The sequence below is a fragment of the Micrococcus sp. IITD107 genome (assembly GCF_041927415.1).
Taxonomy (GTDB): Bacteria; Actinomycetota; Actinomycetes; order Actinomycetales; family Micrococcaceae; genus Citricoccus; species Citricoccus terreus.
Genome location: NZ_JBHFFN010000007.1, coordinates 47961 through 69757 on the forward strand (window position 1 = coordinate 47961; position 21797 = coordinate 69757).

Here is a 21797-nt window from a genome sequence, read left to right on the forward strand (position 1 = left end):
CCAGCATGGTCACCAGTGAGGAATTCCCGACGCCGGCTCCCTCACCGTCCAGCGCACCGCGCCTGATCCTGGCCTCGGCATCGCCGGCACGGGCCAGGATCCTTCAGGCGGCAGGCATCCCGTTCACCGTGCTGGTCTCGGACGTGGACGAGGATGCCGTGGCCGCACGGCACCCCGAGGCCACCCCGGAGCAGACGGCGCTGCTGCTGGCCCAGGCCAAGGCGCGGGATGTGGCGCAGCGCTCGGAGGCGGCGGATGCCCTGGTGGTGGGCTGCGACTCCGTGTTCGAGCTGGACGGGGTGCCTTACGGCAAGCCCTGGGAGCCCGAGGTCGCCGTGGAGCGGTGGCTGATGCAGTCAGGCCGGTCCGGGGTGCTGCACACCGGTCACTGGGTGGTGGACACGCGCAGCGATGACGCCCAGGCCGGCGGGACCAGTTCGGCCACGGTCACCTTCGCCCCGGTGGACGAGGACCAGATCCGTGCCTACGTGGCGACCCAGGAGCCGCTGCAGTGCGCGGGAGCGTTCACCATCGACGGCCGGGGTGCGGCGTTCATCGAGTCTGTCCAGGGCGATCCGAACGCGGTGATCGGTCTGTCCGTCTCCGCTCTGAGATCGGCGCTGGGCCAGCTCGGGGTGGATCTGACGGCCTACTGGGGCTTTGGAGGAAACCTACAACCCTGAGGGCGCGGCGCGGGGATGTGCCGCGGTTTCCTGTAGGAATCCCACCGAGGGGATAGTGTCGGCACGTTGAGTTCCGTTCCGAAGGAGTCCCTCCCGCATGACCGAGTCGACGCACCCGTCCTCCCCCGCCGCCCGCCCGTTCTCCCGGGTGCTGGTGGCCAACCGCGGAGAGATCGCCGTCCGGGTCATCCGGGCCGCCCATGACGAGGGCCTGACGGCCGTCGCCGTGTATGCCGAACCGGACCGGGACGCACTGCATGTGCGGATGGCCGATGAGGCCATCTCCCTGGGCGGCTCCACCGCCGGGGACTCCTACCTGGTGATCGAGAAGATCATCGAGGCCGCTCGCACCGCTGAGGCCGATGCCGTCCACCCGGGATACGGATTCCTCTCGGAGAACGCCGACTTCGCCCGTGCCGTGGAGGCGGCGGGCCTGGTCTGGATCGGACCTCCCGCCGAGGCGATCGAGCAGCTCGGGGACAAGGTCTCTGCGCGCCACCTGGCCCAGAAGGTCGGCGCTCCCCTGGTGCCGGGCACGGCAGATCCGGTCACCAGTGCAGATGAGGTCCTGGCCTTCGCTGACGAGCACGGTCTGCCCCTGGCCATCAAGGCCGCCCACGGTGGCGGTGGCCGCGGCATCAAGGTGGTCCGCGAGCGCGAGGACATCACCGAGCTGTACGAATCCGCCGTGCGTGAGGCCACGGCCGCGTTCGGCCGTGGAGAGTGCTTCGTGGAGCGCTTCCTGGACGCCCCGCGCCATGTGGAGACCCAGTGCCTGGCCGATGCCGTCGGCAACGTGGTGGTGGTCTCCACGCGTGACTGCTCCCTGCAGCGCCGGAACCAGAAGCTCGTGGAGGAGGCACCGGCCCCGTTCCTGACCGCCGAGCAGCAGGAACGGCTGTACAGCTCCTCCAAGGCCATCCTGCGCGAGGCCGGGTACCGCGGTGCGGGCACCTGTGAGTTCCTGGTGGGCGTGGACGGGACCATCTCGTTCCTGGAGGTCAACACCCGCCTGCAGGTGGAGCACCCGGTCTCCGAGGAGGTCACCGGACTGGACCTGGTGCGGGAGCAGTTCCGGATCGCCCGCGGCGAGCAGCTGGGCTATGACGACCCCGAGGTCCGCGGCCACTCCTTCGAGTTCCGGATCAACGGCGAGGACCCGGGCCGCGGCTTCATGCCCGCCCCGGGCACCCTGAGCACGTTCCGTCTGCCCGCCGGCCCCGGCGTGCGCGTGGACACCGGCGTTGAGGAGGGCGAGACCATCTCCGGTGCGTTCGACTCCATGGTGGCCAAGGTGATCGTCACCGGCGCCACCCGCGAGCAGGCCCTGCAGCGCTCCCGCCGTGCCCTGGCGGAGATGCAGGTCGAAGGGATGCCCACCGTCCTGCCCTTCCACCGCGCGGTGGTCTCAGACCCGGCGTTCGCCCCGCAGGGCGGTGCCGACTTCACCGTCCACACCCGGTGGATCGAGACCGACTTCCAGAACACCCTGGAGCCCTACCAGGGTGGGATCCCGACCGCACCGGATGCCCCCACCGCGGAGGAGCGCCGCACCATGACCGTGGAGGTCAACGGCAAGCGCGTGGAGGTGACCATTCCGGCCATCTTCGGGGCGATCTCCACCTCGGTGACCAATACGGCCAAGCAGGCCGGCCGTCGTCGTGGTGGGCGCGGACGCAGCCGAGGCGGCGCCGCAGCCGCCGCGGCCAACGGGGACACCCTGACCTCGCCCATGCAGGGCACCATCGTCAAGGTGGCCGCCTCCGTGGGCGACACCGTGGCAGAGGGCGACCTGATCGTGGTGCTGGAGGCGATGAAGATGGAGCAGCCGCTGACCGCGCACAAGTCCGGCACCCTCACTGAGCTGAACGCCGAGGCCGGCGCCACGGTGACGGCTGGTGCCGCCATCGCCACCATCGAAGACTGACTCCACCGGCTCCACCGGCGGGGATCTCTGATGCAGCCTTCGTCCCTGCGGTGATCCTGGTTGCACACATCGTCGACTCCTCTGCCTGAGTTGCACGGTTCGTCCTGATCCCCCCTGATCGTGGACACCTCGTGCAACCCATCGCCCCGAGTCGACCAGTGCTGCAACAGGGTTCTCCAACGCCACCGGCCGGGGATCGACCGCCCGCCCAGGCCAGCCCTTCGGCCTCCGCATGTCCACTATGTGGAACGAGTGGATCCGCATCGTGGACCCCGGTTTACGATCAATCGTCGCTTCGCACACGAACGACGATCAACGATCCTGACCTGGAGGGATGCCCCCGATGAGCACTGACCTGTCCACGCCGAGCACGGACGGCCGCCGTCCGGACGGGCGCCGCATCAAGGACGACGGCACCGCCGAGCTGGGGGTCCCCCGCTCGCGCATCGTGATCGCCTCGCTCATGGGCACCTCGATCGAGTTCTACGACTTCTACATCTACGCCACCGCCGCGGTCTCGGTGTTCCCGCTGATCTTCTTCGCGCAGGGCGACGACAGTGCGGCGCTGCTGGCCTCCATGGCCACCTTCGGCGCGGCGTTCGTGGCCCGCCCGGTCGGCTCGGTGCTCTTCGGCCACTTCGGGGACCGGATCGGGCGCAAGGCCACCCTGATCGGCTCGCTGCTGACCATGGGCATCGCCACTTTCCTGATCGGCCTGCTGCCCACGTATTACCAGATCGGCCTGTGGGCCCCGGCCATGCTGACCCTGATGCGCTTCTGCCAGGGACTGGGCCTGGGCGGCGAGTGGTCCGGGGCGGCACTGCTGGCCACGGAGACCGCCAAGGAGGGCAAGCGCGCCTGGGCGGCCATGTGGCCCCAGCTGGGCGCCCCCATCGGCTTCCTGCTGGCCAACGGCCTGTTCCTGGCCCTGACCCTGGCCTTCGACCACGACTCCACCAACCCGGACATGGACGGTGCGTTCCTGACCTGGGTCTGGCGCCTGCCGTTCCTGCTCTCCCTGGTGATGGTCGCGATCGGTCTCTACGTGCGCGTGAAGCTGGAGGAGACCCCGGTGTTCCAGCGCGCCGTGGACAATGACGAGCGCGTCAAGGCCCCGCTGGGCGAGGTGTTCCGCCGCAACTGGTGGGAGCTGATCCTGGGCACGTTCATCATGCTGGCCACGTACGTGCTGTTCTACCTGATGACCACCTGGATCCTGTCCTACGCGATCGGCTCTGCCGCCACCGGCGGTCTGGCGGTGCCCTACGCCGACTTCCTGGTCCTGCAGCTGATCGGCATCCTGTTCTTCGCCGCGTTCGTCCCGATCTCCGGCCTGCTCGCGGACCGCTTCGGCCGCCGTCCCACCCTGATGGTCATCACCCTGGGCGTGATCGCCTTCGGCCTGACCTTCGGCACCTGGCTGAACTCGGACTCGATCGGCTCGGGCGAGGGCCTGAACACCTTCCAGATGCTCGCGTTCCTGGCGGTGGGCATGACCCTGATGGGTCTGACCTTCGGCCCCATGTCCGCGGTGCTGCCGGAGCTGTTCCCCACCAACACCCGCTACACCGGATCGGGCATCTCCTACAACGTCTCCTCGATCCTGGGTGCGGCGCTGACCCCTTTCGTGGCGGCCTGGCTGGTCAAGGAGTACTCGGTGGCGTACGTGGGCTACTACCTGGCCGCTGCCTCGGTTCTGACGCTGATCGCGCTCTGGCTCTCCCCGGAGACCAAGAGCCGTTCGCTGGACTCGGACTCCCGCGTGATCGCCGAGGAGATCTCCACGGAGCCGTGATCCACCCGCTCTGACCGGCCCGGCACGACGACGGCCCGGCACCTTCCAGCATCACGCTGGCCAGGTGCCGGGCCGCTTCGCTGTCAGGACAGCAACCTCGACCTGCTGCTCCTCTACAGGTGCACGTGCAGGCGGCGGGCCGCCTCGGAGATCGATCCGCTGATCGAGGGGTAGACGGTGTAGGTGTTGGCCAGGTCGTCCACGTGGAGCTTGTGGGTGACGGCCAGGGCGAGCGGGTAGATCAGCTCGGAGGCGCGCGGGGCCACCACCACGCCGCCGATCACGGTCCCTGAGCCCTTGCGGGAGAAGATCTTCACGAAGCCGTGGGTCACGTTCATCATCTTGGCCCGGGGGTTGGTGTCCAGGTCGAGCTTGATCACATCGGCCTGGTACTTCCCGGAGGCCACCATCGCCTCGGTGACGCCCACGGTGGCGATCTCCGGCGAGGTGAAGATGTTGGAGGAGACCAGGTGCGGCTGGAAGGGCTTGACCGCATCGCCCATCAGGTGTGCCACGGCCGTGCGGCCCTGCATGGCGGCCACCGAGGCCAGCGGGAACACGCCCGTGCAGTCACCGGCGGCGTACACGGTGGGCACGGAGGTGCGGGAGACGCCGTCCACGGCGATGTGTCCGGACTCGGTGGTCTTCACCCCGGCGGCCTCCAGCCCCAGGTCCGCGGTGTTGGGGATGCCGCCCACGGCCAGCAGGCAGTGGCTGCCCTCCACCACGTCGCCGCCGGAGAGGGTCACCTTCACGCCGTTCTCGGTGCGCTCCACGGACTCGGCTCGGGTCTGGCTGAGCACGTTGACACCGTTCTGGGCGAACACCTCCTCCAGGACGGCAGCGGCGTCCGGATCCTCGCCGGGCAGCACACGGTCCCGGGAGGAGACCAGGGTGACCTTGGCTCCGAGCAGGTTGTAGGCCGAGGCGAACTCCGCACCGGTGACGCCCGAGCCCACCACGATCATGTGCTCGGGGATCTCGGTGAGCGTGTAGACCTGGGCCCAGTTGAAGATCCGCTCCCCGTCCGGTTGGGCGCTGGGCAGCTCGCGCGGGCTGGCACCCACGGCCAGCAGCACGGCGGTGGACTCCAGCTGGTACGGCTCGCCCTCGTCGGGGGTGACTTCCACGGTGGTCGGCCCCAGCATCGTGGCCCGGCCGATCACCACGGTCACGCCGCGGCGCTCCAGTCCACGCCGGATGTCGGCGGACTGCTGGGAGGCCAGGTCGAGCAGCCGCCGGTCCACCTCACGCATGTTCGCCGAGGGGGTCGCACCGTCCAGGTCCACACCCAGGGTCGGGGCCTTGACCACGCGGCGCATGGAGTCCGCCGTAGCGATCAGCGTCTTGGAGGGGACCACATCGGTCAGCACGGCGGAGCCGCCCATGCCCTTGGACTCGATCACGGTCACCTCCGCTCCGGCCTTGGCCGCCACCAGGGCCGCCTCGTAGCCGCCGGGGCCGCCGCCGATGATCGTCAGGACAGGTCGCTGGAGAATCTGGTTCGCGCTCACCGGTCCATTCTGACCGATCCGCCCCGCGCGAGCGAACGCCGTTCCGACGCCCTGCCCCGCCACCTGACCCACCGGTAGGATGACGCCCGTGACTGAGACCAACCAGACCTCCAGCCCATCCGCCGCTTCCGCCCTGCAGGGCGATCACCCCGGTTTCGAGCAGGCCCGTCAGGCCGCCGCCGCGCTCGCGCAGGCCACGGGTGTGGACCGCCACCGGATCGCCGTGGTCCTGGGCTCGGGCTGGGGCGGTGCCGCCGAGCTGATCGGCGAGACCACTGCCACCGTGCCCACCGCCGAGCTGCCGGGCTTCGCCGCTCCCTCGGTCCCGGGGCACAACCCCACGGTGCGCTCGGTCCGCCTCAAGGACGGCTCTCAGGCCCTGGTCTTCGGCTCGCGCACCCACTTCTACGAGCACCGCGACGCCCAGGCCGTGGCCCACACCGTGCGCACCGCGGCGGCGGCCGGGGCCGAGATCGTGGTGCTGACCAACGGCTGCGGCGGCCTGAACCCGGGCTGGGCCCCCGGCACCCCGGTCCTGGTGGCCGACCACATCAACCTCACCGGCGCCACTCCCCTGTCCGGCGCCACCTTCGTGGACCTGACCGATCTCTACTCCCCGCGCATCCGCCAGATCGCCCGCGAGGTGGACCCGGAGCTGCCGGAGGGCGTCTACGTCCAGTTCTCCGGCCCGCAGTACGAGACCCCGGCCGAGGTCAACTACGCCCGCACCATCGGCGGTGACCTGGTGGGCATGTCCACCGCCCTGGACGCCATCGCCGCCCGCCACGCCGGGCTGGAGGTCTTCGGCATCTCCCTGGTGACCAACGCCGCCGCCGGCATCAGCGGCGATCCCCTCTCCCACGAGGAGGTCGTGGAGGCAGGCCAGGCCGCCGGACCGCGCATCTCGGCCCTGCTGGCCGGCATCATCGAGAAGCTCTGAGTCCGTCTCTGATCAGCTTCCCCCGAAAGGACCGCACGGTGACCACCACACCTGCCCCCCAGTCAGAGCTTCCCGACGACGGCCTCCTCCTTCTCCTGGAGCAGGCCGAGGCCTGGGCCCGCCAGGATCCGGACGAAGCCGACCGGACCACCCTGGAGGCCGAGATCGCGGCGGCACGGGCCGGAGACGCCACCGCCTCTCGAACGCTGGCCAGCCGATTCTCCGGTCCCCTGGCCTTCGGCACCGCCGGGCTGCGTGCCGCCGAAGGACCGGGCCCGGCCCGGATGAACCGCGTGGTGGTGCGCCGCACCGCCGCTGGGCTGGCCCGCTACCTGCTGGACCAGGTGCCCTCCGCTGACGGTGCACCCAGGCCGCGTGTCGTCGTCGGGTATGACGCCCGCCGGGGGTCCCGGGGGTTCGCGCTGGACTCGGCCGCCGTGTTCACCGCAGCGGGACTGGAGACCATCCTGCTGCCCGGTCCCCTGCCCACGCCGGTGCTGGCCTTCGCGGTGCGGCATCTGGAGGCGGAGGCCGGAGTGATGGTCACCGCCAGCCACAACCCGCCGGAGGACAACGGCTACAAGGTCTACCTGGGCGGCCGTGCCACGGACGAGCACGGGCGAGGGGCACAGATCGTGGCCCCGGCGGACCGGGAGATCGCGGCGCGGATCGACCATGAGGCCACGGTGGCCTCCATCCCGCTGGCCGCCGAGGGCTGGTCGGTGGCCGGGAATGAGCTGCTGGAGGCCTACCGTCAGGCGGCGCTGGGCGTGCTGGATCCCGAGCACACCGCGCACCGGGACCTGCGGATCGTCTACACCCCGCTGCACGGCGTGGGCGGCGCGGTGTTCCCGGATCTGCTGCAGCTGGCCGGATTCCCCGCACCCACGGTGGTGACGGAGCAGGCCGAGCCGGATCCGGCCTTCCCCACCGTCACCTTCCCCAACCCGGAGGAGCCCGGGGCCATGGACTTGGCCCTGGCCACCGCTGAGCGCGAGGGGGCTGACCTGGTGATCGCCCATGACCCTGATGCCGACCGCTGCGCGCTGGCCGTGCAGGAGCGGGACGGGTCCTGGCGGATGCTGCGCGGGGATGAGACCGGGGTGCTGCTGGGCCATCATCTGATGCAGCGGCTCCAGCAGTCCGGAGCCGCCGCGGCCAACTCCGTGGTGTCCTCACGTCAGCTGAGCCGGATGGCGCAGGCCGCCGGCGTGGAGCACCAGACCACGCTGACCGGATTCAAGTGGATCTCGCGGGTCCCGGGGCTGGGCTTCGGCTACGAGGAGGCCCTGGGCTACTGCGTGGACCCGGAGAACGTGCGGGACAAGGACGGAATGACCGCCGCCCTGGTGGCGGCCGAGCTGGCCGCCACCCTGAAGTCCCAGGGCCGGAGCCTGCTGGACCTGTTGGACTCCCTGGCTGTGCAGCACGGACTGTACGCCACCGGGCAGCTGTCCATCCGGGTGGCGGACCTGTCCCTGCTGGACGCCATGATGTCCCGTCTACGCCAGGCACCGCCGTCCTCGCTGGGCGGTCAGCGGGTGATCGAGTCGGCGGATCTGGCCGAGGGGCACCGCGGCCTGCCGCCCACGGACGGGGTGCTGTACCTGACCGAGGGCGACTCCCGGGTGATCATCCGTCCCTCCGGCACCGAGCCCAAGCTCAAGTGCTACCTGGAGACCGTGCTGCCCGTGGAGGACGCCTCCCGGGTGGCCGAGGCTCGAGTGCAGGCACAGCAGGTGCTGGACCGGGTGACCGCGGACGTGGACCTGGCACTGGGCCGGTAGGCTCTCTGACATGGATCTGAGCACCGCCGAGCTGGCCAAGTACATCGACCACACCCTGCTCAAGCCCCAGGCGCGCCGGGAGGACATCCTCGCCCTGTGCCGCGAGGCCGCCCAGGCTCAGGTGATGAGCGTGTGCGTGAACCCCGTGTGGGTCTCCACCGTGCACACCGCACTGAAGGACACCGGTGTGCTGACCTGCTCGGTGGTCGGCTTCCCCCTGGGCGCCACCACCACCGAGTCCAAGGTGTTCGAGGCCCGCGGTGCCGTGGCGGACGGCGCGGACGAGATCGACATGGTGATCGACATCGCCGCCGCCCTGGAGGGTGACGAGGACGCGCTGGTCGAGGACATCGGCGCCGTGGCCGCCGCCGTCCATGAGGGCGGGGCCATCCTGAAGGTCATCATCGAGACCTGCCTGCTGGACGACGCCGCCAAGGAGCTGGCCTGCCGCGCTTCAGTGACCGCCGGCGCGGACTTCGTCAAGACCTCCACCGGCTTCTCCACCGGGGGCGCCACCGTGGAGGACATCGCCCTGATGCGCCGCGTGGTCGGCCCGGACCTGGGGGTCAAGGCCTCCGGCGGGGTCCGCTCCCGTCAGGACGCCCTGGCCATGATCGAGGCCGGCGCCACGCGCATCGGCGCCAGCTCGGCCCTTGCTATCCTGGGTACCGAGTAAGTCATCCGCGTCATCAGCTTTTCGTCGCACCACCTGTCACAGGCCTGAGGAGTTTCCATGATCGAGAACGGCAGAGTCAAGAACCACTCCGGAGAGGGTGCCTTCTGGGGCAACCTGATCGCCTGGGCTGTCTGCTTCATCGCGTTCGTCGCCTGCCTGTACGCCATGGGCTTCTGGTCCCTGGAGTCCGTGTGGATCCCGGGCGTGATCGCCCTGGTGCTGGCCGTGGTGGCCTTCATCATCCCCAAGGAGATCCTGGGCCGGGGTGACAGCGTGGACGAGGAGCGCATCCATGCCCGTCACACCGCTGTGCAGCACCACAGCCACTGACCCTCGGGGACCACGGAGCCACCATCCCCACCCCCGAAGCACAGCTTCAGCACACAGGACGTCCACCCCGGTTGCGCAACACCGGCGTGGACGTCCTTCGTGTGTTCTCCATCGCCGCCGTGGTCCTGGGCCACGCCTACGGCCCGCGGATCGAGGGAACCCAGTTCCTGGAGATCTGGCGAATGCCCCTGTTCTTCTTCCTGACCGGCTACTTCTGGACCACAGGACGCAGCTTCACCTCTGAGGTCCGCAACCGGTGGACCACACTGGGCATCTCCTACCTGCTCTGGGCCGTGCTGATGAGCATCGCCGCCTGGTTCTGGACCCTGGACACTCCGGAGGAACTCACCGAGCTGCTCCATGTGGGCTGGTACGGCGGATCGGACCAGCCCCCGCCGTGGTGGGCGTTCTGGTTCATCTCGGTGCTGTTCTTCGTGGCCGTGCTGCGCCGGTTCCTGGAACGGTTCCCCGCCTGGGTGGCCTGGGTGGTGGCCCTGGCGGGACTGGGACTGGCCGAGCTGCCGGACTCGCTGCTGGGCCGCACTCCCCTGGGCATCGGCCTGGCCCTGCCGTGTCTGTTCTTCGTGCTGAGCGGGGAGCTGTTCCGTACCCGCATCCAGCCACGGATCCCTCGGTTCCGGGCCCTGATCGGCGCCCTGGTGGTGGCCGCCGGACTGGGTGCGGTGTGGCTGGGCCTGGAGCCGATGAACATCAAGTTCTCCGGGTTCGGCCTGTTCCTGCTCTCGCCTCTCGTCGGCGCGCTGATGGCCGCCGGCATGGTGCTGCTGTTCAGCACCGTGGTGGACCGTGTCACCCGCCCCGTGGCCGCACTGGTGACCCCGCTGGTCCGCACGGGCACCGTGGTGGTCCTTTTCCACGGCTGGCTGCTGGAGACCCTGGTCCACCAGGGCATCCTGGAGGACGACCACAAGTTCTGGATCACCCTGCTCACCAGCTGGGCTGTGGGTCTGGTGATCGTGTTCAGCCCGTTGGCCCCGTGGCTGGCCGGCGTGCCCGAGCCCCGCTGGATGGACCGCTGGCGCGGCCGTCAGCCCAGCGCCCCCGCCTGATCGCGCGGGAGGCGACCGCCCGTCGTCGGGAAGCGCAGGCCGATCTGCCCGCCCAGGCTGCTCAGGCTGTGGGGTCCTCGCTGTAGATGGCACGGACCACCTGGGCCGCCCACTCCAGCAGGGGCAGATCGGTGAGGTCCTTGCCGCCCACGGGTGCGGTCTTGGGGCGCGGGATGAGCACGGCGTTCAGGGCCGGCTTGACCTGGGCACCCTTGTACATCCGCTGCAGGCGCATCACGCGGGACTCGGGAAGATCGGCGGCGGGGGCGAACTTGATGGCCGGTCCCATCAGCATCACCTCGGTGACACCGGCGGCGCGGGCCACATTGCGGAACCGGGCCACCGCCACCAGGGACTGAGCGGGCTCGGGCAGGGCGCCGTAGCGGTCCTGCAGCTCCTCCACCACGGCGTCCACGGCGGCGTCGTCCGAGGCCTGGGCCAGGTTGCGGTAGGCCTCCAGGCGCAGTCGCTCCCCCGGCACGTAGTCGTGGGGCAGGTGGGCGTTGACCGGCAGCTCCACCTTGACCTCGGCCGGACCGGTGTCCGCCTCACCCTTGAAGTCGGCCACGGCCTCACCCACCATGCGCAGATAGAGGTCGAAGCCCACCCCGGCGATGTGCCCGGACTGCTCGCCGCCCAGCAGGTTGCCGGCACCGCGGATCTCCAGGTCCTTCATGGCCAGCTGCATGCCCGAGCCGAGCTCGTTGTGCGCGGCCACGGCCTTGAGGCGCTCCAGGGCGGTCTCGCTCAGCGCCTTCTCCGGGCTGTACAGGAAGTACGCGTAGGCGCGCTCACGGCCACGTCCCACCCGGCCGCGCAGCTGGTGCAGCTGGCTCAGCCCGTAGGCGTCGGCACGGTCGATGATCAGGGTGTTCGCGTTGGCGATGTCCAGTCCGGTCTCGATGATGGTGGTGGAGACCAGCACATCGAACCGCTTCTCCCAGAAGTCCACCATGATCTGTTCCAGGCGGGACTCGCCCATCTTGCCGTGGGCCACCTCCACCCGGGCCTCCGGCACGAGTTCGCGGATGTGCGCGGCGACCTTGTCGATCGAGGAGACGCGGTTGTGCACGAAGAACACCTGCCCCTCGCGCATCAGCTCACGGCGGATCGCGGCGGTGACCTGCTGGTCCGTGTTCGGCCCCACGTAGGTCAGCACCGGGTGGCGCTCCTCCGGCGCGGTGGCCAGGGTGGAGGTCTCGCGGATGCCGGTCAGGGACATCTCCAGGGTGCGCGGGATGGGCGTGGCGGACATGGCCAGCACATCCACGTTGGTGCGCAGCTTCTTGAGCGCCTCCTTGTGCTCCACGCCGAAGCGCTGCTCCTCGTCGATCACCACCAGGCCCAGGTCCTTGAACTGCACCCCCTGGGAGAGCAGCCGGTGGGTGCCGATCACCACGTCCACGGAGCCGTCGGCCATCCCGGCCATGATCTCCTTGGACTCCTTGGCGGACTGGAACCGGGACAGCGCCGCGACCTGCACCGGGAATCCGGCGAACCGCTCGGTGAAGGTCTCGTGGTGCTGCCGGGCCAGCAGGGTGGTGGGCACCAGCACGGCCACCTGTTTCCCGTCCTGCACCGCTTTGAACGCGGCCCGCACGGCCACCTCGGTCTTGCCGAAGCCGACGTCGCCGGAGACCAGCCGGTCCATGGGGACGGTGGCCTCCATGTCCTTCTTGACCTCGTTGACGGTGGTGAGCTGGTCCGGGGTCTCGATGAACGGGAAGGACTCCTCCAGCTCCCGCTGCCACGGGGTGTCCGGGGCGAAGGAGTGTCCCCGGGAGGCCATCCGCGCGGAGTAGAGCCGGATCAGCTCCCCGGCGATCTGCTTGGTGGCGCGCTTGGCCTTGGACTTGGTGTTGGACCAGTCCGAGCCGCCCATCTTGGACAGGCTGGGGGTCTCCCCGCCCACGTAGCGGGAGATCTGGTCCAGCTGGTCGGTGGGGACGAACAGCCGGTCCCCCGGGGCTCCGCGCTTGGACGGGGCGTACTCCAGGACCAGGTACTCCCGGTAGGAGTCGGCGGCGGCACCGCCAGCCGCACCGGCCACCTTGCGCCGCTGCAGCGCCACGAACTTGGCGATGCCGTGCTGGGAGTGGACCACGTAGTCCCCCTCGGTGAGGGAGAGAGGGTCGACGGCGTTGCGCCGCTTGCGTGCCAGGGTGCGAGTCCCTGCCCGGCTGGCCGCAGTGCGGTGACGTCCGAACAGATCCTGTTCGGTGAGCAGGGCGACCTTGGTCTCCGGAGCGGCGAAGCCATGGCCGGCCACCGCGGTGGTGATGACCACCTGACCGGGAGCGGGCTCCTCGGAGACCCGGTCCACACTGACGGCGGTGATGCCGGCCTCCCCGAACAGCTCGGCCAGACGCCGGGCCGGACCAGGACCGTCGGTGACCACCACGCACTGCCAGCCTTCGGAGGTGCGCTGGGAGACATGGGCGATCATCGCCTCCACGTCTGCGGAGAAGCCCTGAGGTTCACGCAGGGCGGTGCGCAGGCTGGAGGCGTCGGCCAGCAGCTCGGTGTCCGCTCCCAGGGAGGTCATCTGCCACCAACCCTGGTGCCGGGCCAGCGACTGGTTGCGGGTCTCGGCCAGGGTGGCGAAGCCGCCGGCCCCGGACTGCCCCTCGCCGAACACCTGGGCCATGTCCACGGGGGCAGCGCCACCCTGGCCAGCGGTGGCCCAGGCGGCGGTGAGGAACTCCTCGTTGGTGGCCAGAAGGTCATCGGCACGGTGCCGGATCTTCTCCGGCTCCACCAGCACGGTGAGCGAACCCTCCGGCAGCAGGTCCACCAGCGGGACCATGCCGTCGGCCAACACCGGGGCGAGGGACTCCATGCCCTCCACGGCGATCCCCTCAGCGATCTTCTCCAACATGTCCACGGCGCCGGGCATGGAGGACTGCAGCTCCCGGGCGCGGCGCTGGACGGACTCGGTCAGCAGCAGCTCACGGCACGGCGGGGCGTAGAGGGCCTGCGGGTGCCCGGTGCCGTCCTCGGTGGTGTCCTGCAGGGAGCGCTGGTCCGCCACAGAGAAGTAGCGCATCTGCTCCACGGTGTCCCCGAAGAACTCGATGCGCAGCGGGTGGTCCTCGGTGGGCGGGAAGACGTCCAGCAGACCACCGCGCACGGCGTACTCACCGCGCCGGGAGACCATGTCCACACGGGAGTAGGCGGCGTCGGACAGGGCCTGGACCACCTCGTCGAAGTCGCGGTCCTCGTCCACGCGCAGGTGCACCGGCTCCAGATCCCCCAGTCCTTGCACCAGCGGCTGCAGCACCGAACGGATGGGGGCCGTCACCACGGCCAGCGGCGGCTTCCCGTCGGCACCGGGGTGGACCAGTCGGCGCAGCACGGCCAGGCGGGCACCCACGGTGTCCGAGCGGGGTGAGAGCCGCTCATGCGGCAGGGTCTCCCAGGAGGGCAGGTGGGCCACGGTGTCCGGGTCCATCCAGCAGCCCAGCTCAGCGGCCAGGTCATCGGCTTCGCGCGCGGTGGCGGTGACCAGCAGCAGCACGGAGGGCCGTTCCAGGCCCTGCCCGGCTGCCCCGGCGGAGGAGTCCGGATCGCCTTCCCCTCGGCACGCTCCGGCGAGCAGAGCTGTGGTGGCAGGCCGGGCGCCGTCGGGAAGGCTGATCTCCAGGTCCGGGGTGCGGTCGGCACCGGACCGTGCCGCGGAGGTCGCGGCAGCACTGACGGCCCGGTCCTGCAGCAGGACGGGGAACAGCCCGGAGAGGGGACGGGGGGCGGCAGTGCTCACGCAGAGGTTCCTTCAGGAGTGGTGGCGGCAAGGGTGCGCTGGTCGCTGAAGACCTCACGCACCTCATCGACCAGGGCCATGACCTCGTCGTATCCGTGGGCGGGGCCGCCGGCGGTCAGGCCGTCGGTGCCGAGCAGGACGGCCGTGGGGTAGCCGGACAGTCCCAACGCGGTCACGGTGGCCCCGCCCGGGTCGCGCATGATCATCTGCTGGGGGAACTCATCGAAACCGTGGATGCCCTGTTCAGGCGCGCCGACGGGGACTATGATGCGCAGGGCGATGGGGCCGATGGCTTCGCACCAGCCACGCAGCTGCTCAATGACGGAGGCGCAGCTGCCACACCCAGGACTCAGTCGGAAGACGAGCATGGCCTGGCCGTGAGCGAGCACGGAGAGGTCGTGGTACTGCCGGTTCCAGTGCACGGCGGCGCTGGGGATCGGGTGGCGCGGCACCTCCTCCTCCACCACCTCACCAGCGAGGGCCTGGCCCTCCGCGGAGACGGGCTGAGGCACCGCGGCGGGTGCCGGGGCCGGGAACGGATCCGTCTCGGCAGGCTGCGGAGCGGACTCACGGCCGACGATCAACGCGGTCCCGGCCAGCAGCAGCGCCACCAGGACCAGCCAGGCCAGATCCGCCCAGGTTCCGGTGGCCAGCCCCGGGGTCTGTGCCCCGTCAAGGCTCAGGTGCCGGACGGCCTCGATGACGGCCATCACGGACAGGATCAGGAACAGGACATTGCGCCCGATCGTGGCAGTGGTGACCGGCCGAGTGGAGGCGGCACCGAAACAGTGGCAGGCTTCTCCGGCCTGGCGGGCTCCGCGCACCAGGACCAGGAACACCGCCATCATCACGACGGCGGCGCCCGCGGCGATGGTCTGCAGCAGGGGCAGGGGCAGGATCAGGGCCATGGCGAGGACGATCTCTGCGAACGGGAACGAGCGGACGATCCATGGCGTGTTCAGCGCGCGAGGGACCTTGAGTCCGTCGAAGGCGGCCTGGGCACTGCCGGGGGTGATCAGCTTGGCCGCTCCGCTCAGCAGGAAGATCAGGGCGAGAGCCCACAGTGCCGGCATCTGGATACCTCGTCCTCGACTGGAAAACATGACGGTCGGCAGGGCGGAACGGGTGCGGTCTCCCCCGGGCCAGGACCGCCTTCCAGCATATAGGCTCAGGGTCAGGCCGTCCCCGTGACGGCAGTGACACCGCGCACGCCCCGGACCGGCTGTGCGCACACCTCGACTGCACTCAGGAGGCAGAGACCATGGCATTCCATGAGACCACCACCATCGCCCACCCGGCAGCGGACGTCAGCGCTGCGCTGCTGGACGAGCTGTTCCACCGTCACATCACCGAGCAGATGGGCGGGGAGGTCGCCGCCTTCGAGAAGCAGGGCACCGATGACGGGCCGGTGACCATCACCATGGTCCGCACGGTCCCGGCGAACCGGCTGCCGGACATGGCCCGCAAGTTCGTGGGAGACAAGCTGCGCGTGGAGCAGGTGGAGGTCTGGTCCGCACCGGCCGAGGACGGCTCCCGCACCGCCCAGATCACCCTGACCGTCCCCACGGCCAAGGTCAGCTCCGAGGTCCAGCAGACGGTGGAGGCCCAGGGCGAGGGCACGCAGATCACCGTGGAGGGCTCGGTCAACTGCCGTATCCCCCTGGTGGGCGGCAAGCTCGCTCAGGCGGCAGAGCCCATGGTCAACAAGGTGCTGGGCAAGCAGGCACAGGGCCTGTCCGCCTGGCTGAGCCGCTGAGGCAGGGCTCCGGATGACTGCCGCCCTGGGAAAGATCCTGTTCCTGTGCACCGGGAACATCTGCCGGTCCGCGTTCGGTCAGCACCAGCTGGCCAGGACTCTGGAGCAGCAGGTGCCCGGCGCCTATGAGGTGACCAGTGCCGGGACGCACATGAACCCTCGGCTGCGTCCACCCCAGCAGATCCTGGATCTCGCGGACGGCACCGTGCTGGAGGCGCTCCAGGCACACGCTCCCACTCAGCTGCAGCCTCGTCTGGCTCAGCAGGCGGATCTGATCTTGGCCGCCACGGAAGAGCATCTGGAGACCGTCCTGCAGGAGACCCCCGCGGCGCTGAACCGGACGTTCACCATCCTGGAGTTCGCCGCGTTGGCCGAGCTGATGGCCGAGCAGGGCACCGTAGTGGAGGGCGACCTGCGGTCTGTGGCCCGCACCGCCGCCCGGATGCGTTCACGTGTCCGGTCCCGCCCGGGATCCCTGGACCTGGCCGACCCCTACGGGGGGCCGGACTCCGGCTATCCCGTCATGGCGGAGCAGCTGAACCCCGCTGTGGAGAGCATCGCCAAGCTCCTGGTGCGCGTCTCTCAGGGCTGAGCGGTTGATCTGACGAGATGTGAGAGGGCGGTTGCCGAAACCGGCAGCCGCCCTCTCACATCTGGTGCAGCAACTGTGTCAGTGCACGGAGTTCTGGGCCGCGGTCAGACCGTCGGTGATCAGCTTCTCCACGGCATCTGCCGCCCGGTCCAGGTGGACGGGAAGCAGCTCTCGTTCTTCGGGGCTGAACGGGCGAAGCACGTAGTCGGCGGCATCCATCCGACCTGGCGGACGACCGACACCCACCCGCACCCGGTGGTAGTCCTTGGTGCCCAGGGTCTGGGAGATGGACTTGAGTCCGTTGTGTCCGCCCTCTCCCCCGCCGATCTTGAGCTTGAGAGTGTCGAAGGGGATGTCCAGCTCGTCATGGACCACCACGACGGCCGCCGGGTCCACAGAGTAGAACGCGGCCAGTGCCGCGGTGGGCCGGCCAGAGACGTTCATGTAGGTGGCCGGTTTGGCCAGGACGATCCGCGGGCCACCCGGAGAGAGCCTCCCAGTGGCCACGGCGGCACCGGCCTTGTGGGCGGTGAATCCGCTGCCGATCCTGCTGGCGAGCTCGTCCACCACCATCTGTCCGATGTTGTGACGGGTGCGCGCATACTGCGGGCCTGGATTGCCCAGACCCACGATCAGCCAGCTCTGCGGCGTGGAGACGCTCGCAGAAGTCGCACCCGTGGTCATTAGTCCTCGGACTTCTCGGCGTCGCCCTCGGAGGCCTCGGCCTCAGCAGTCTCTGCCTCAGCGCCCTCCTCGGTCTCCGGCTCCTCGCCCAGGTCCTGGACGACCGGCTCGGAGACGGTGGCGATGACGTAGTCGTCCTCCAGCTGCAGGGTGGTGCCGGCAGGCAGCTGCACATCCTTGGCGTAGACGTGGTCGCCGACCTCGCGGCCCTCGATGTCGATGGTGACGAACTCGGGCAGGTGGGTGGCCTCGGCCTCGACCGGTACGGTGGCCTCCTCGAGGTTGAACGCGGCGCCGTGAGCGGCCTCGCCCTCCACGTGCACGGTGACGTCCACAATGACCTTCTCGCCGCGGCGGACCTCGATCAGATCGAGGTGATCCACGGTCTGCTTCAGCGGGTTGCGCTGGATGTCCTTGGGCAGCACCATGTGCTCCTCGCCCTCGGAGACCACGGTCAGCAGGGCGTTGGGGTTGCGGACGGCCAGGGAGGTCTCCTGGGCCGGCATCAGCAGGTGCACGGGCTCGGCACCGTGGCCGTAGACCACAGCGGGGATGAAGCCGTCGCGGCGGGCCTGGCGGGATGCGCCCTTGCCGAAGTCGGTGCGCTTGGTGACCTGGATCTTGATCTTGTCGCTCATGAGTCCTCCTGAACTGTCTCGGGCCGCCGGGCGCAGGCTGCGTCGGACGGGCATTCCAGGCAGGAAGGGCTGAATCGGACACCGGGCCCGGGACGGTTCGTCCTGGACGGTGGAGCGTCAGCGGCCTCGTCGATCACGGAGCAGTGTGCTCCCTCGCCTGGGCAACGCGGACGATTCTAGCACCATCCGGACCTCGCCCTCTTCACGCGGTCGGCGGCTCCATGAGCTCTCGTTGCGGTGGTGCCTGACGACGGTAGCGAAGATGCCCCATGACCATCCCGGCGGTCCAGCCGAGAGCGAGCGCGTGCTCGTGGCGCGTCCGGGGGATGATCAGCCGGTAGGAACGGAGTGCCTGTCTCGCCAGGTTCCGGACGCTGCCTCTGAAGGAGACCGGTGTCAGCTCGCCGGTGTCCTCGAACCGGGTCCAGAGCAGAATCGCGCTGCGGGCGTAGTGGTACCACTGCCTGAAGGCCCGTTTGGCCCCAGCTCGCTGCCGATAGTGGACCACGGCATCGGGGCACCAGACCAGCCGCCCACCGGCACGCTGCACACGCCAGGCGAAGTCGGCCTCTTCATGTCCTGCTCCGAAGGACCTGTCGAAGCCCCCGACCTGGAGGGCACCTCGCTCGCCGTGCTGCAGGAGACCTCCTACCACGTCGTCTCCGGGCTCGGCCCCGTGCTGTGGGAACTGCTGGCGGACTGGGTCAGCGAAGAGGACCTCGTGGGCTCGCTCCTGCAGACCGGTGACGCCCCGGCGGATGCCGCAGACCGCATCCATGGTGCACTGACGGCCCTGTGCTACGAAGGACTGGCGGTTCGGTCCGACGCGCAACGGTGACACCACGGGCCGACACCATGAGGGTGCCGGCCCGCGGTGGAGCGTGATTCGATCGATCAGGCGTTGCCGTCGAACAGGCTGGTGACGGAGCCGTCCTCGAACACCTCGCGGATGGCGCGGGCGATCAGCGGGGCGATGGAGAGCACGGTGAGCGAGTCGAAGCGCTTGCCGGCCGGGATCGGCAGGGTGTTGGTGACCACGATCTCCCGGGCGCCGCACTCAGCCAGTCGCTGGGCGGCCGGATCGGAGAACACGGCGTGGGTGGCGGCGATGATCACGTCCTTGGCACCGGCCTCCTTCAGCACGCGGACAGCGCCGGCGATCGTGCCGCCGGTGTCGATCATGTCGTCGATCAGCACGCAGGTGCGGCCCTCGACCTGACCTACGACCTGCTTGGACACAGCCTGGTTCGGCACGGTCAAGTCACGGGACTTGTGCACGAACGCCAGCGGAGCCCCACCCAGGCGCTCGGCCCACTGCTCGGCCACCCGCACGCGGCCGGTGTCCGGGGAGACCACGGTGATCTCGTCCGTGGAGACCCGGGAGCGGATGTAGTCGGCCAGCAGCGGCACGGCGAACAGGTGGTCCACCGGGCCATCGAAGAAGCCCTGGATCTGGGCGGTGTGCAGGTCCACGCTCATGATCCGGTCGGCGCCAGCGGTGCGCAGCAGGTCGGCCACCAGGCGGGCAGAGATCGGCTCGCGGCCACGGCCCTTCTTGTCCTGACGGGCGTAGGGGTAGAACGGAGCCACCGCAGTGATCCGCTTGGCCGAGGCGCGCTTGAACGAGTCGATCATCAGCAGCTGTTCCATCAGCCAGTTGTTCAACGGCGCGGGGTGAGCCTGGATGACGAAGATGTCCTTGCCGCGCACGGACTCGCCGGAGCGCACGTAGATCTCCCCGTTGGCGAAGTCGTAGGCGCTCATGGGCAGCAGCTCGGTGCCCAGCTCGTCGGCCACCTCCTGGGCCAGCTCGGGGTGGGCCCGGCCGGAGGCCAGGACCAGGGTCTTCTCGCCGTGCAGGGTGATCTCATTCATCGGTGTGGTGTCCTCTGGTGCTCGGGTCTGCTGTGTCTGGAGGGGGCTGGAAGGTGAGGTGGAAGCGGGTCAGGACCGGCCGTCGTCGGGCTGGCCGTTCTCGGCGGCCTGACGGGACCGGGCGGCGGCCTCGGCGGCGGGGGAACCCGGACGCTTCTGCTCCGTCCATCCCTCGGCGTTGCGCTGCGGGGCCACGGTCAGGGCCAGGGAACCGGCGGGGACGTCCTTGCGGACCACGGCTCCGGCACCGGTGTAGGCGCCGTCGCCCACGGTCACGGGGGCGATGAACACGGTGTTGGAGCTGGTGCGGACGTGGTCGCCGATCACGGTGCGGTGCTTGTTGACGCCGTCGTAGTTGGCGGTGATGTTGCCGCAGCCGATGTTGGTGAACTCGCCGATCTCCGCGTCCCCGGCGTAGCCCAGGTGGGAGAGCTTGGAGCCGCGGCCGATGGTCACGTTCTTGGTCTCGTAGAACGCCCCGATCTTGCCCTGCTCTCCCAGCACGGTGCCGGGGCGGATGTAGGTGAAGGGCCCGACGGCGGCTCCCTCACCGATGCGTGCCCCGGCCGCCTGGGTTCGGGTGACCTTCGCTCCAGCGCCCACGTGGGTGTCCACCAGGGTGGTGTCCGGGCCGATCACGGCGTCCTCGCTGATGTGGGTGGTGCCCTGCAGGTGGGTGTTGGGCAGGACGGTGGTGTCCTGCTCCAGGGTGACGGTGGAGTCGATCCAGGTGGTGGCCGGGTCCACGATGGTGGTGCCGGCGCGCATGTGGCGCTCCAGGGTGCGGCGGTTCATCTCGGCGCCGAGGGCCTGCAGCTGGACGCGGTCGTTGGCGCCCTCCACCTGCCAGCGGTCCTGGGTAGCCACGGCGGCCACGCGGCCACCGGCGGCGCGGGCCAGGCCGAGCACGTCGGTCAGGTACATCTCCCCCTGGGCGTTGTCCGTGGTGACCTGGGACAGCGCGGAGACCAGGGTGGCGCCGTCGAAGGCGTAGATCCCGGAGTTGACCTCGTTGATCAGGCGCTGCTCCTCCGTGGCGTCCTTGTGCTCCACGATCCCGGCCACGGAGCCGTCCGCCTCACGCAGAATGCGGCCGTAGCCGGTGGGGTCCTCCAGCAGCGCGGTCAGCACGGTGACGGCGTTGCCGTCCTGCTGGTGGGTGGCGACCAGTTCACGCAGCAGTTCGGAGGTGAGCAGCGGGACATCGCCGTAGGTGACCACCACGGTCCCCTCCACCGACTGCTCGGCCTGCTGCAGCGCCTCCAGTCCGGCCTGCACGGCGCGGCCGGTGCCCGGGACCTCATCCTGGTCCGCGACCAGCAGCCGCCACTGGTGCTGCTCGGCCAGTTCGTCCAGATGGGCGGCCACCTTGTCCCGCTGGTGCCGGACCACGGCCACCAGGTGCTGGGGATCCAGGCCGTTCGCCGCGGCGAGCGCATGGCCCACCATGGAGGTCCCGCCGATCGGGTGCATGATCTTGGGGGTCTTGGACTTCATCCGCGTGCCAGCGCCGGCTGCGAGGACGATGACGGCTGCCGGTGCAGAAGTGGCGTCGGACAAGTTCGACCCTCCCGGTCTTGAGGTGGCGTGAGTGTTCAGTGACCGGCTGACGCCGTCACCAACCAGTCCAGTGTAGACCGCTGACGCCACGGCCCGGAGGGGACTGGAACCTGGCTCACAGGAGTTCCGCCCATAGGATTCGAACCTATACTGCACAGCTCCAAAGGCTGGCGTGCTGCCGTTACACCAGGGCGGATCGGTCCACCATTC

At 69.8% G+C, this 21797-nt stretch carries 18 protein-coding genes and 1 tRNA gene; 11 read left to right on the forward strand and 8 right to left on the reverse strand.

The annotated features are described in order from the left end of the window. The first annotated feature begins 5 nt into the window (after positions 1–5). The 3 genes from ACEXHE_RS11875 (at position 6) to ACEXHE_RS11885 (ending at position 4405) form a co-directional block, all read left to right on the forward strand. Positions 6–683 (forward strand): Maf family protein, encoded by a 678-nt coding sequence (locus tag ACEXHE_RS11875; protein ID WP_374785935.1) that lies wholly within the window; start codon positions 6–8, stop codon positions 681–683. Between the two features lie 97 nt (positions 684–780). Further along, entirely contained in the window at positions 781–2610 is a 1830-nt protein-coding gene (locus tag ACEXHE_RS11880) for a biotin carboxylase N-terminal domain-containing protein (protein ID WP_374785936.1), read from the forward strand. A 343-nt stretch (positions 2611–2953) separates the two neighbouring features. Next, positions 2954–4405 (forward strand): MFS transporter, encoded by a 1452-nt coding sequence (locus tag ACEXHE_RS11885; RefSeq protein ID WP_374785937.1) that lies wholly within the window; start codon positions 2954–2956, stop codon positions 4403–4405. A gap of 113 nt (positions 4406–4518) precedes the next feature. Here the strand turns inward: ACEXHE_RS11885 and ACEXHE_RS11890 are convergent, their stop codons facing one another. Beyond that, a complete protein-coding gene (locus ACEXHE_RS11890; RefSeq protein ID WP_356969311.1) occupies positions 4519–5919 on the reverse strand; it encodes an NAD(P)H-quinone dehydrogenase in 1401 nt (466 codons plus the stop codon). Between the two features lie 79 nt (positions 5920–5998). Between ACEXHE_RS11890 and ACEXHE_RS11895 the strand changes: the two genes are divergently transcribed. From ACEXHE_RS11895 to ACEXHE_RS11915, 5 genes are all read left to right on the forward strand, one after another. Next, complete coding sequence (locus ACEXHE_RS11895; RefSeq protein WP_374785938.1) at positions 5999–6859, forward strand: purine-nucleoside phosphorylase; 861 nt, start codon at positions 5999–6001, stop codon at positions 6857–6859. 38 nt (positions 6860–6897) lie between these two features. Continuing rightward, a complete protein-coding gene (locus tag ACEXHE_RS11900; protein ID WP_374785939.1) occupies positions 6898–8646 on the forward strand; it encodes a phospho-sugar mutase in 1749 nt (582 codons plus the stop codon). Positions 8647–8656: 10 nt separating this feature from the next. Then, positions 8657–9322 carry a deoxyribose-phosphate aldolase gene (deoC, locus tag ACEXHE_RS11905; RefSeq protein ID WP_374785940.1) on the forward strand — a complete coding sequence of 222 codons (666 nt, stop codon included), beginning with the start codon at positions 8657–8659 and terminating at the stop codon, positions 9320–9322. Between the two features lie 57 nt (positions 9323–9379). After that, entirely contained in the window at positions 9380–9652 is a 273-nt protein-coding gene (locus ACEXHE_RS11910) for a hypothetical protein (RefSeq protein ID WP_356969305.1), read from the forward strand. A 71-nt stretch (positions 9653–9723) separates the two neighbouring features. After that, on the forward strand, positions 9724–10722 hold the full coding sequence (locus ACEXHE_RS11915; protein WP_374785941.1) for an acyltransferase family protein: 999 nt from the start codon (positions 9724–9726) through the stop codon (positions 10720–10722). 61 nt (positions 10723–10783) lie between these two features. Here the strand turns inward: ACEXHE_RS11915 and mfd are convergent, their stop codons facing one another. Both mfd and ACEXHE_RS11925 read right to left on the reverse strand, forming a co-directional pair. Next, positions 10784–14482: a transcription-repair coupling factor gene (gene mfd, locus ACEXHE_RS11920; protein WP_374785942.1), complete on the reverse strand. Its 3699-nt coding sequence runs from the start codon at positions 14480–14482 to the stop codon at positions 10784–10786. Further along, complete coding sequence (locus tag ACEXHE_RS11925; RefSeq protein ID WP_374785943.1) at positions 14479–15555, reverse strand: MauE/DoxX family redox-associated membrane protein; 1077 nt, start codon at positions 15553–15555, stop codon at positions 14479–14481. Before ACEXHE_RS11925 ends, mfd begins: the two co-directional genes overlap by 4 nt. Positions 15556–15743: 188 nt before the next feature. On the opposite strand from ACEXHE_RS11925, the gene ACEXHE_RS11930 reads away from it, so the two are divergent. Then, the gene (locus tag ACEXHE_RS11930; RefSeq protein ID WP_091698006.1) at positions 15744–16238 is read left to right on the forward strand and encodes a DUF2505 domain-containing protein; all 495 of its coding nucleotides are present in this window, start codon (positions 15744–15746) and stop codon (positions 16236–16238) included. Positions 16239–16251: 13 nt separating this feature from the next. Next, positions 16252–16830, forward strand: a complete 579-nt coding sequence (locus ACEXHE_RS11935; protein ID WP_374785944.1) for a phosphotyrosine protein phosphatase — start codon at positions 16252–16254, stop codon at positions 16828–16830. Positions 16831–16908: 78 nt separating this feature from the next. Here ACEXHE_RS11935 and pth read toward each other — a convergent pair whose 3' ends face one another. Together pth and ACEXHE_RS11945 are read right to left on the reverse strand one after the other, a co-directional pair. Next, positions 16909–17514, reverse strand: coding sequence for an aminoacyl-tRNA hydrolase (gene pth / locus ACEXHE_RS11940; RefSeq protein WP_374785945.1), 606 nt, complete (start codon positions 17512–17514; stop codon positions 16909–16911). Then, the gene (locus tag ACEXHE_RS11945) at positions 17514–18152 is read right to left on the reverse strand and encodes a 50S ribosomal protein L25/general stress protein Ctc (RefSeq protein ID WP_374785946.1); all 639 of its coding nucleotides are present in this window, start codon (positions 18150–18152) and stop codon (positions 17514–17516) included. The genes pth and ACEXHE_RS11945 overlap by 1 nt, the downstream gene beginning before the upstream one ends. A gap of 574 nt (positions 18153–18726) precedes the next feature. On the opposite strand from ACEXHE_RS11945, the gene ACEXHE_RS11950 reads away from it, so the two are divergent. Further along, complete coding sequence (locus ACEXHE_RS11950; RefSeq protein ID WP_374785947.1) at positions 18727–18990, forward strand: hypothetical protein; 264 nt, start codon at positions 18727–18729, stop codon at positions 18988–18990. 56 nt (positions 18991–19046) lie between these two features. On the opposite strand, the gene ACEXHE_RS11955 is transcribed toward ACEXHE_RS11950, so the two are convergent. The 3 genes from ACEXHE_RS11955 to ACEXHE_RS11965 form a co-directional block, all read right to left on the reverse strand. Then, entirely contained in the window at positions 19047–20027 is a 981-nt protein-coding gene (locus ACEXHE_RS11955) for a ribose-phosphate diphosphokinase (RefSeq protein ID WP_091698055.1), read from the reverse strand. Between the two features lie 69 nt (positions 20028–20096). Beyond that, positions 20097–21587, reverse strand: coding sequence for a bifunctional UDP-N-acetylglucosamine diphosphorylase/glucosamine-1-phosphate N-acetyltransferase GlmU (gene glmU, locus ACEXHE_RS11960; RefSeq protein ID WP_374785948.1), 1491 nt, complete (start codon positions 21585–21587; stop codon positions 20097–20099). A 124-nt stretch (positions 21588–21711) separates the two neighbouring features. Then, a tRNA-Gln gene (locus ACEXHE_RS11965) sits at positions 21712–21783 on the reverse strand. Positions 21784–21797 lie beyond the last annotated feature (14 nt).

Coding starts and splice junctions, on each gene's coding strand:
- ACEXHE_RS11875 (WP_374785935.1), top strand. CDS start 6: ATGGTCACCAGTGAGGAATTCCCGACGCCGGCTCCCTCACCGTCCAGC.
- ACEXHE_RS11880 (WP_374785936.1), top strand. CDS start 781: ATGACCGAGTCGACGCACCCGTCCTCCCCCGCCGCCCGCCCGTTCTCC.
- ACEXHE_RS11885 (WP_374785937.1), top strand. CDS start 2,954: ATGAGCACTGACCTGTCCACGCCGAGCACGGACGGCCGCCGTCCGGAC.
- ACEXHE_RS11895 (WP_374785938.1), top strand. CDS start 5,999: ATGACGCCCGTGACTGAGACCAACCAGACCTCCAGCCCATCCGCCGCT.
- deoC (WP_374785940.1), top strand. CDS start 8,657: ATGGATCTGAGCACCGCCGAGCTGGCCAAGTACATCGACCACACCCTG.
- ACEXHE_RS11910 (WP_356969305.1), top strand. CDS start 9,380: ATGATCGAGAACGGCAGAGTCAAGAACCACTCCGGAGAGGGTGCCTTC.
- ACEXHE_RS11925 (WP_374785943.1), bottom strand. CDS start 15,555: ATGCCGGCACTGTGGGCTCTCGCCCTGATCTTCCTGCTGAGCGGAGCG.
- ACEXHE_RS11930 (WP_091698006.1), top strand. CDS start 15,744: ATGGCATTCCATGAGACCACCACCATCGCCCACCCGGCAGCGGACGTC.
- ACEXHE_RS11935 (WP_374785944.1), top strand. CDS start 16,252: ATGACTGCCGCCCTGGGAAAGATCCTGTTCCTGTGCACCGGGAACATC.
- pth (WP_374785945.1), bottom strand. CDS start 17,514: ATGACCACGGGTGCGACTTCTGCGAGCGTCTCCACGCCGCAGAGCTGG.
- ACEXHE_RS11945 (WP_374785946.1), bottom strand. CDS start 18,152: ATGAGCGACAAGATCAAGATCCAGGTCACCAAGCGCACCGACTTCGGC.
- ACEXHE_RS11950 (WP_374785947.1), top strand. CDS start 18,727: ATGTCCTGCTCCGAAGGACCTGTCGAAGCCCCCGACCTGGAGGGCACC.
- ACEXHE_RS11955 (WP_091698055.1), bottom strand. CDS start 20,027: ATGAATGAGATCACCCTGCACGGCGAGAAGACCCTGGTCCTGGCCTCC.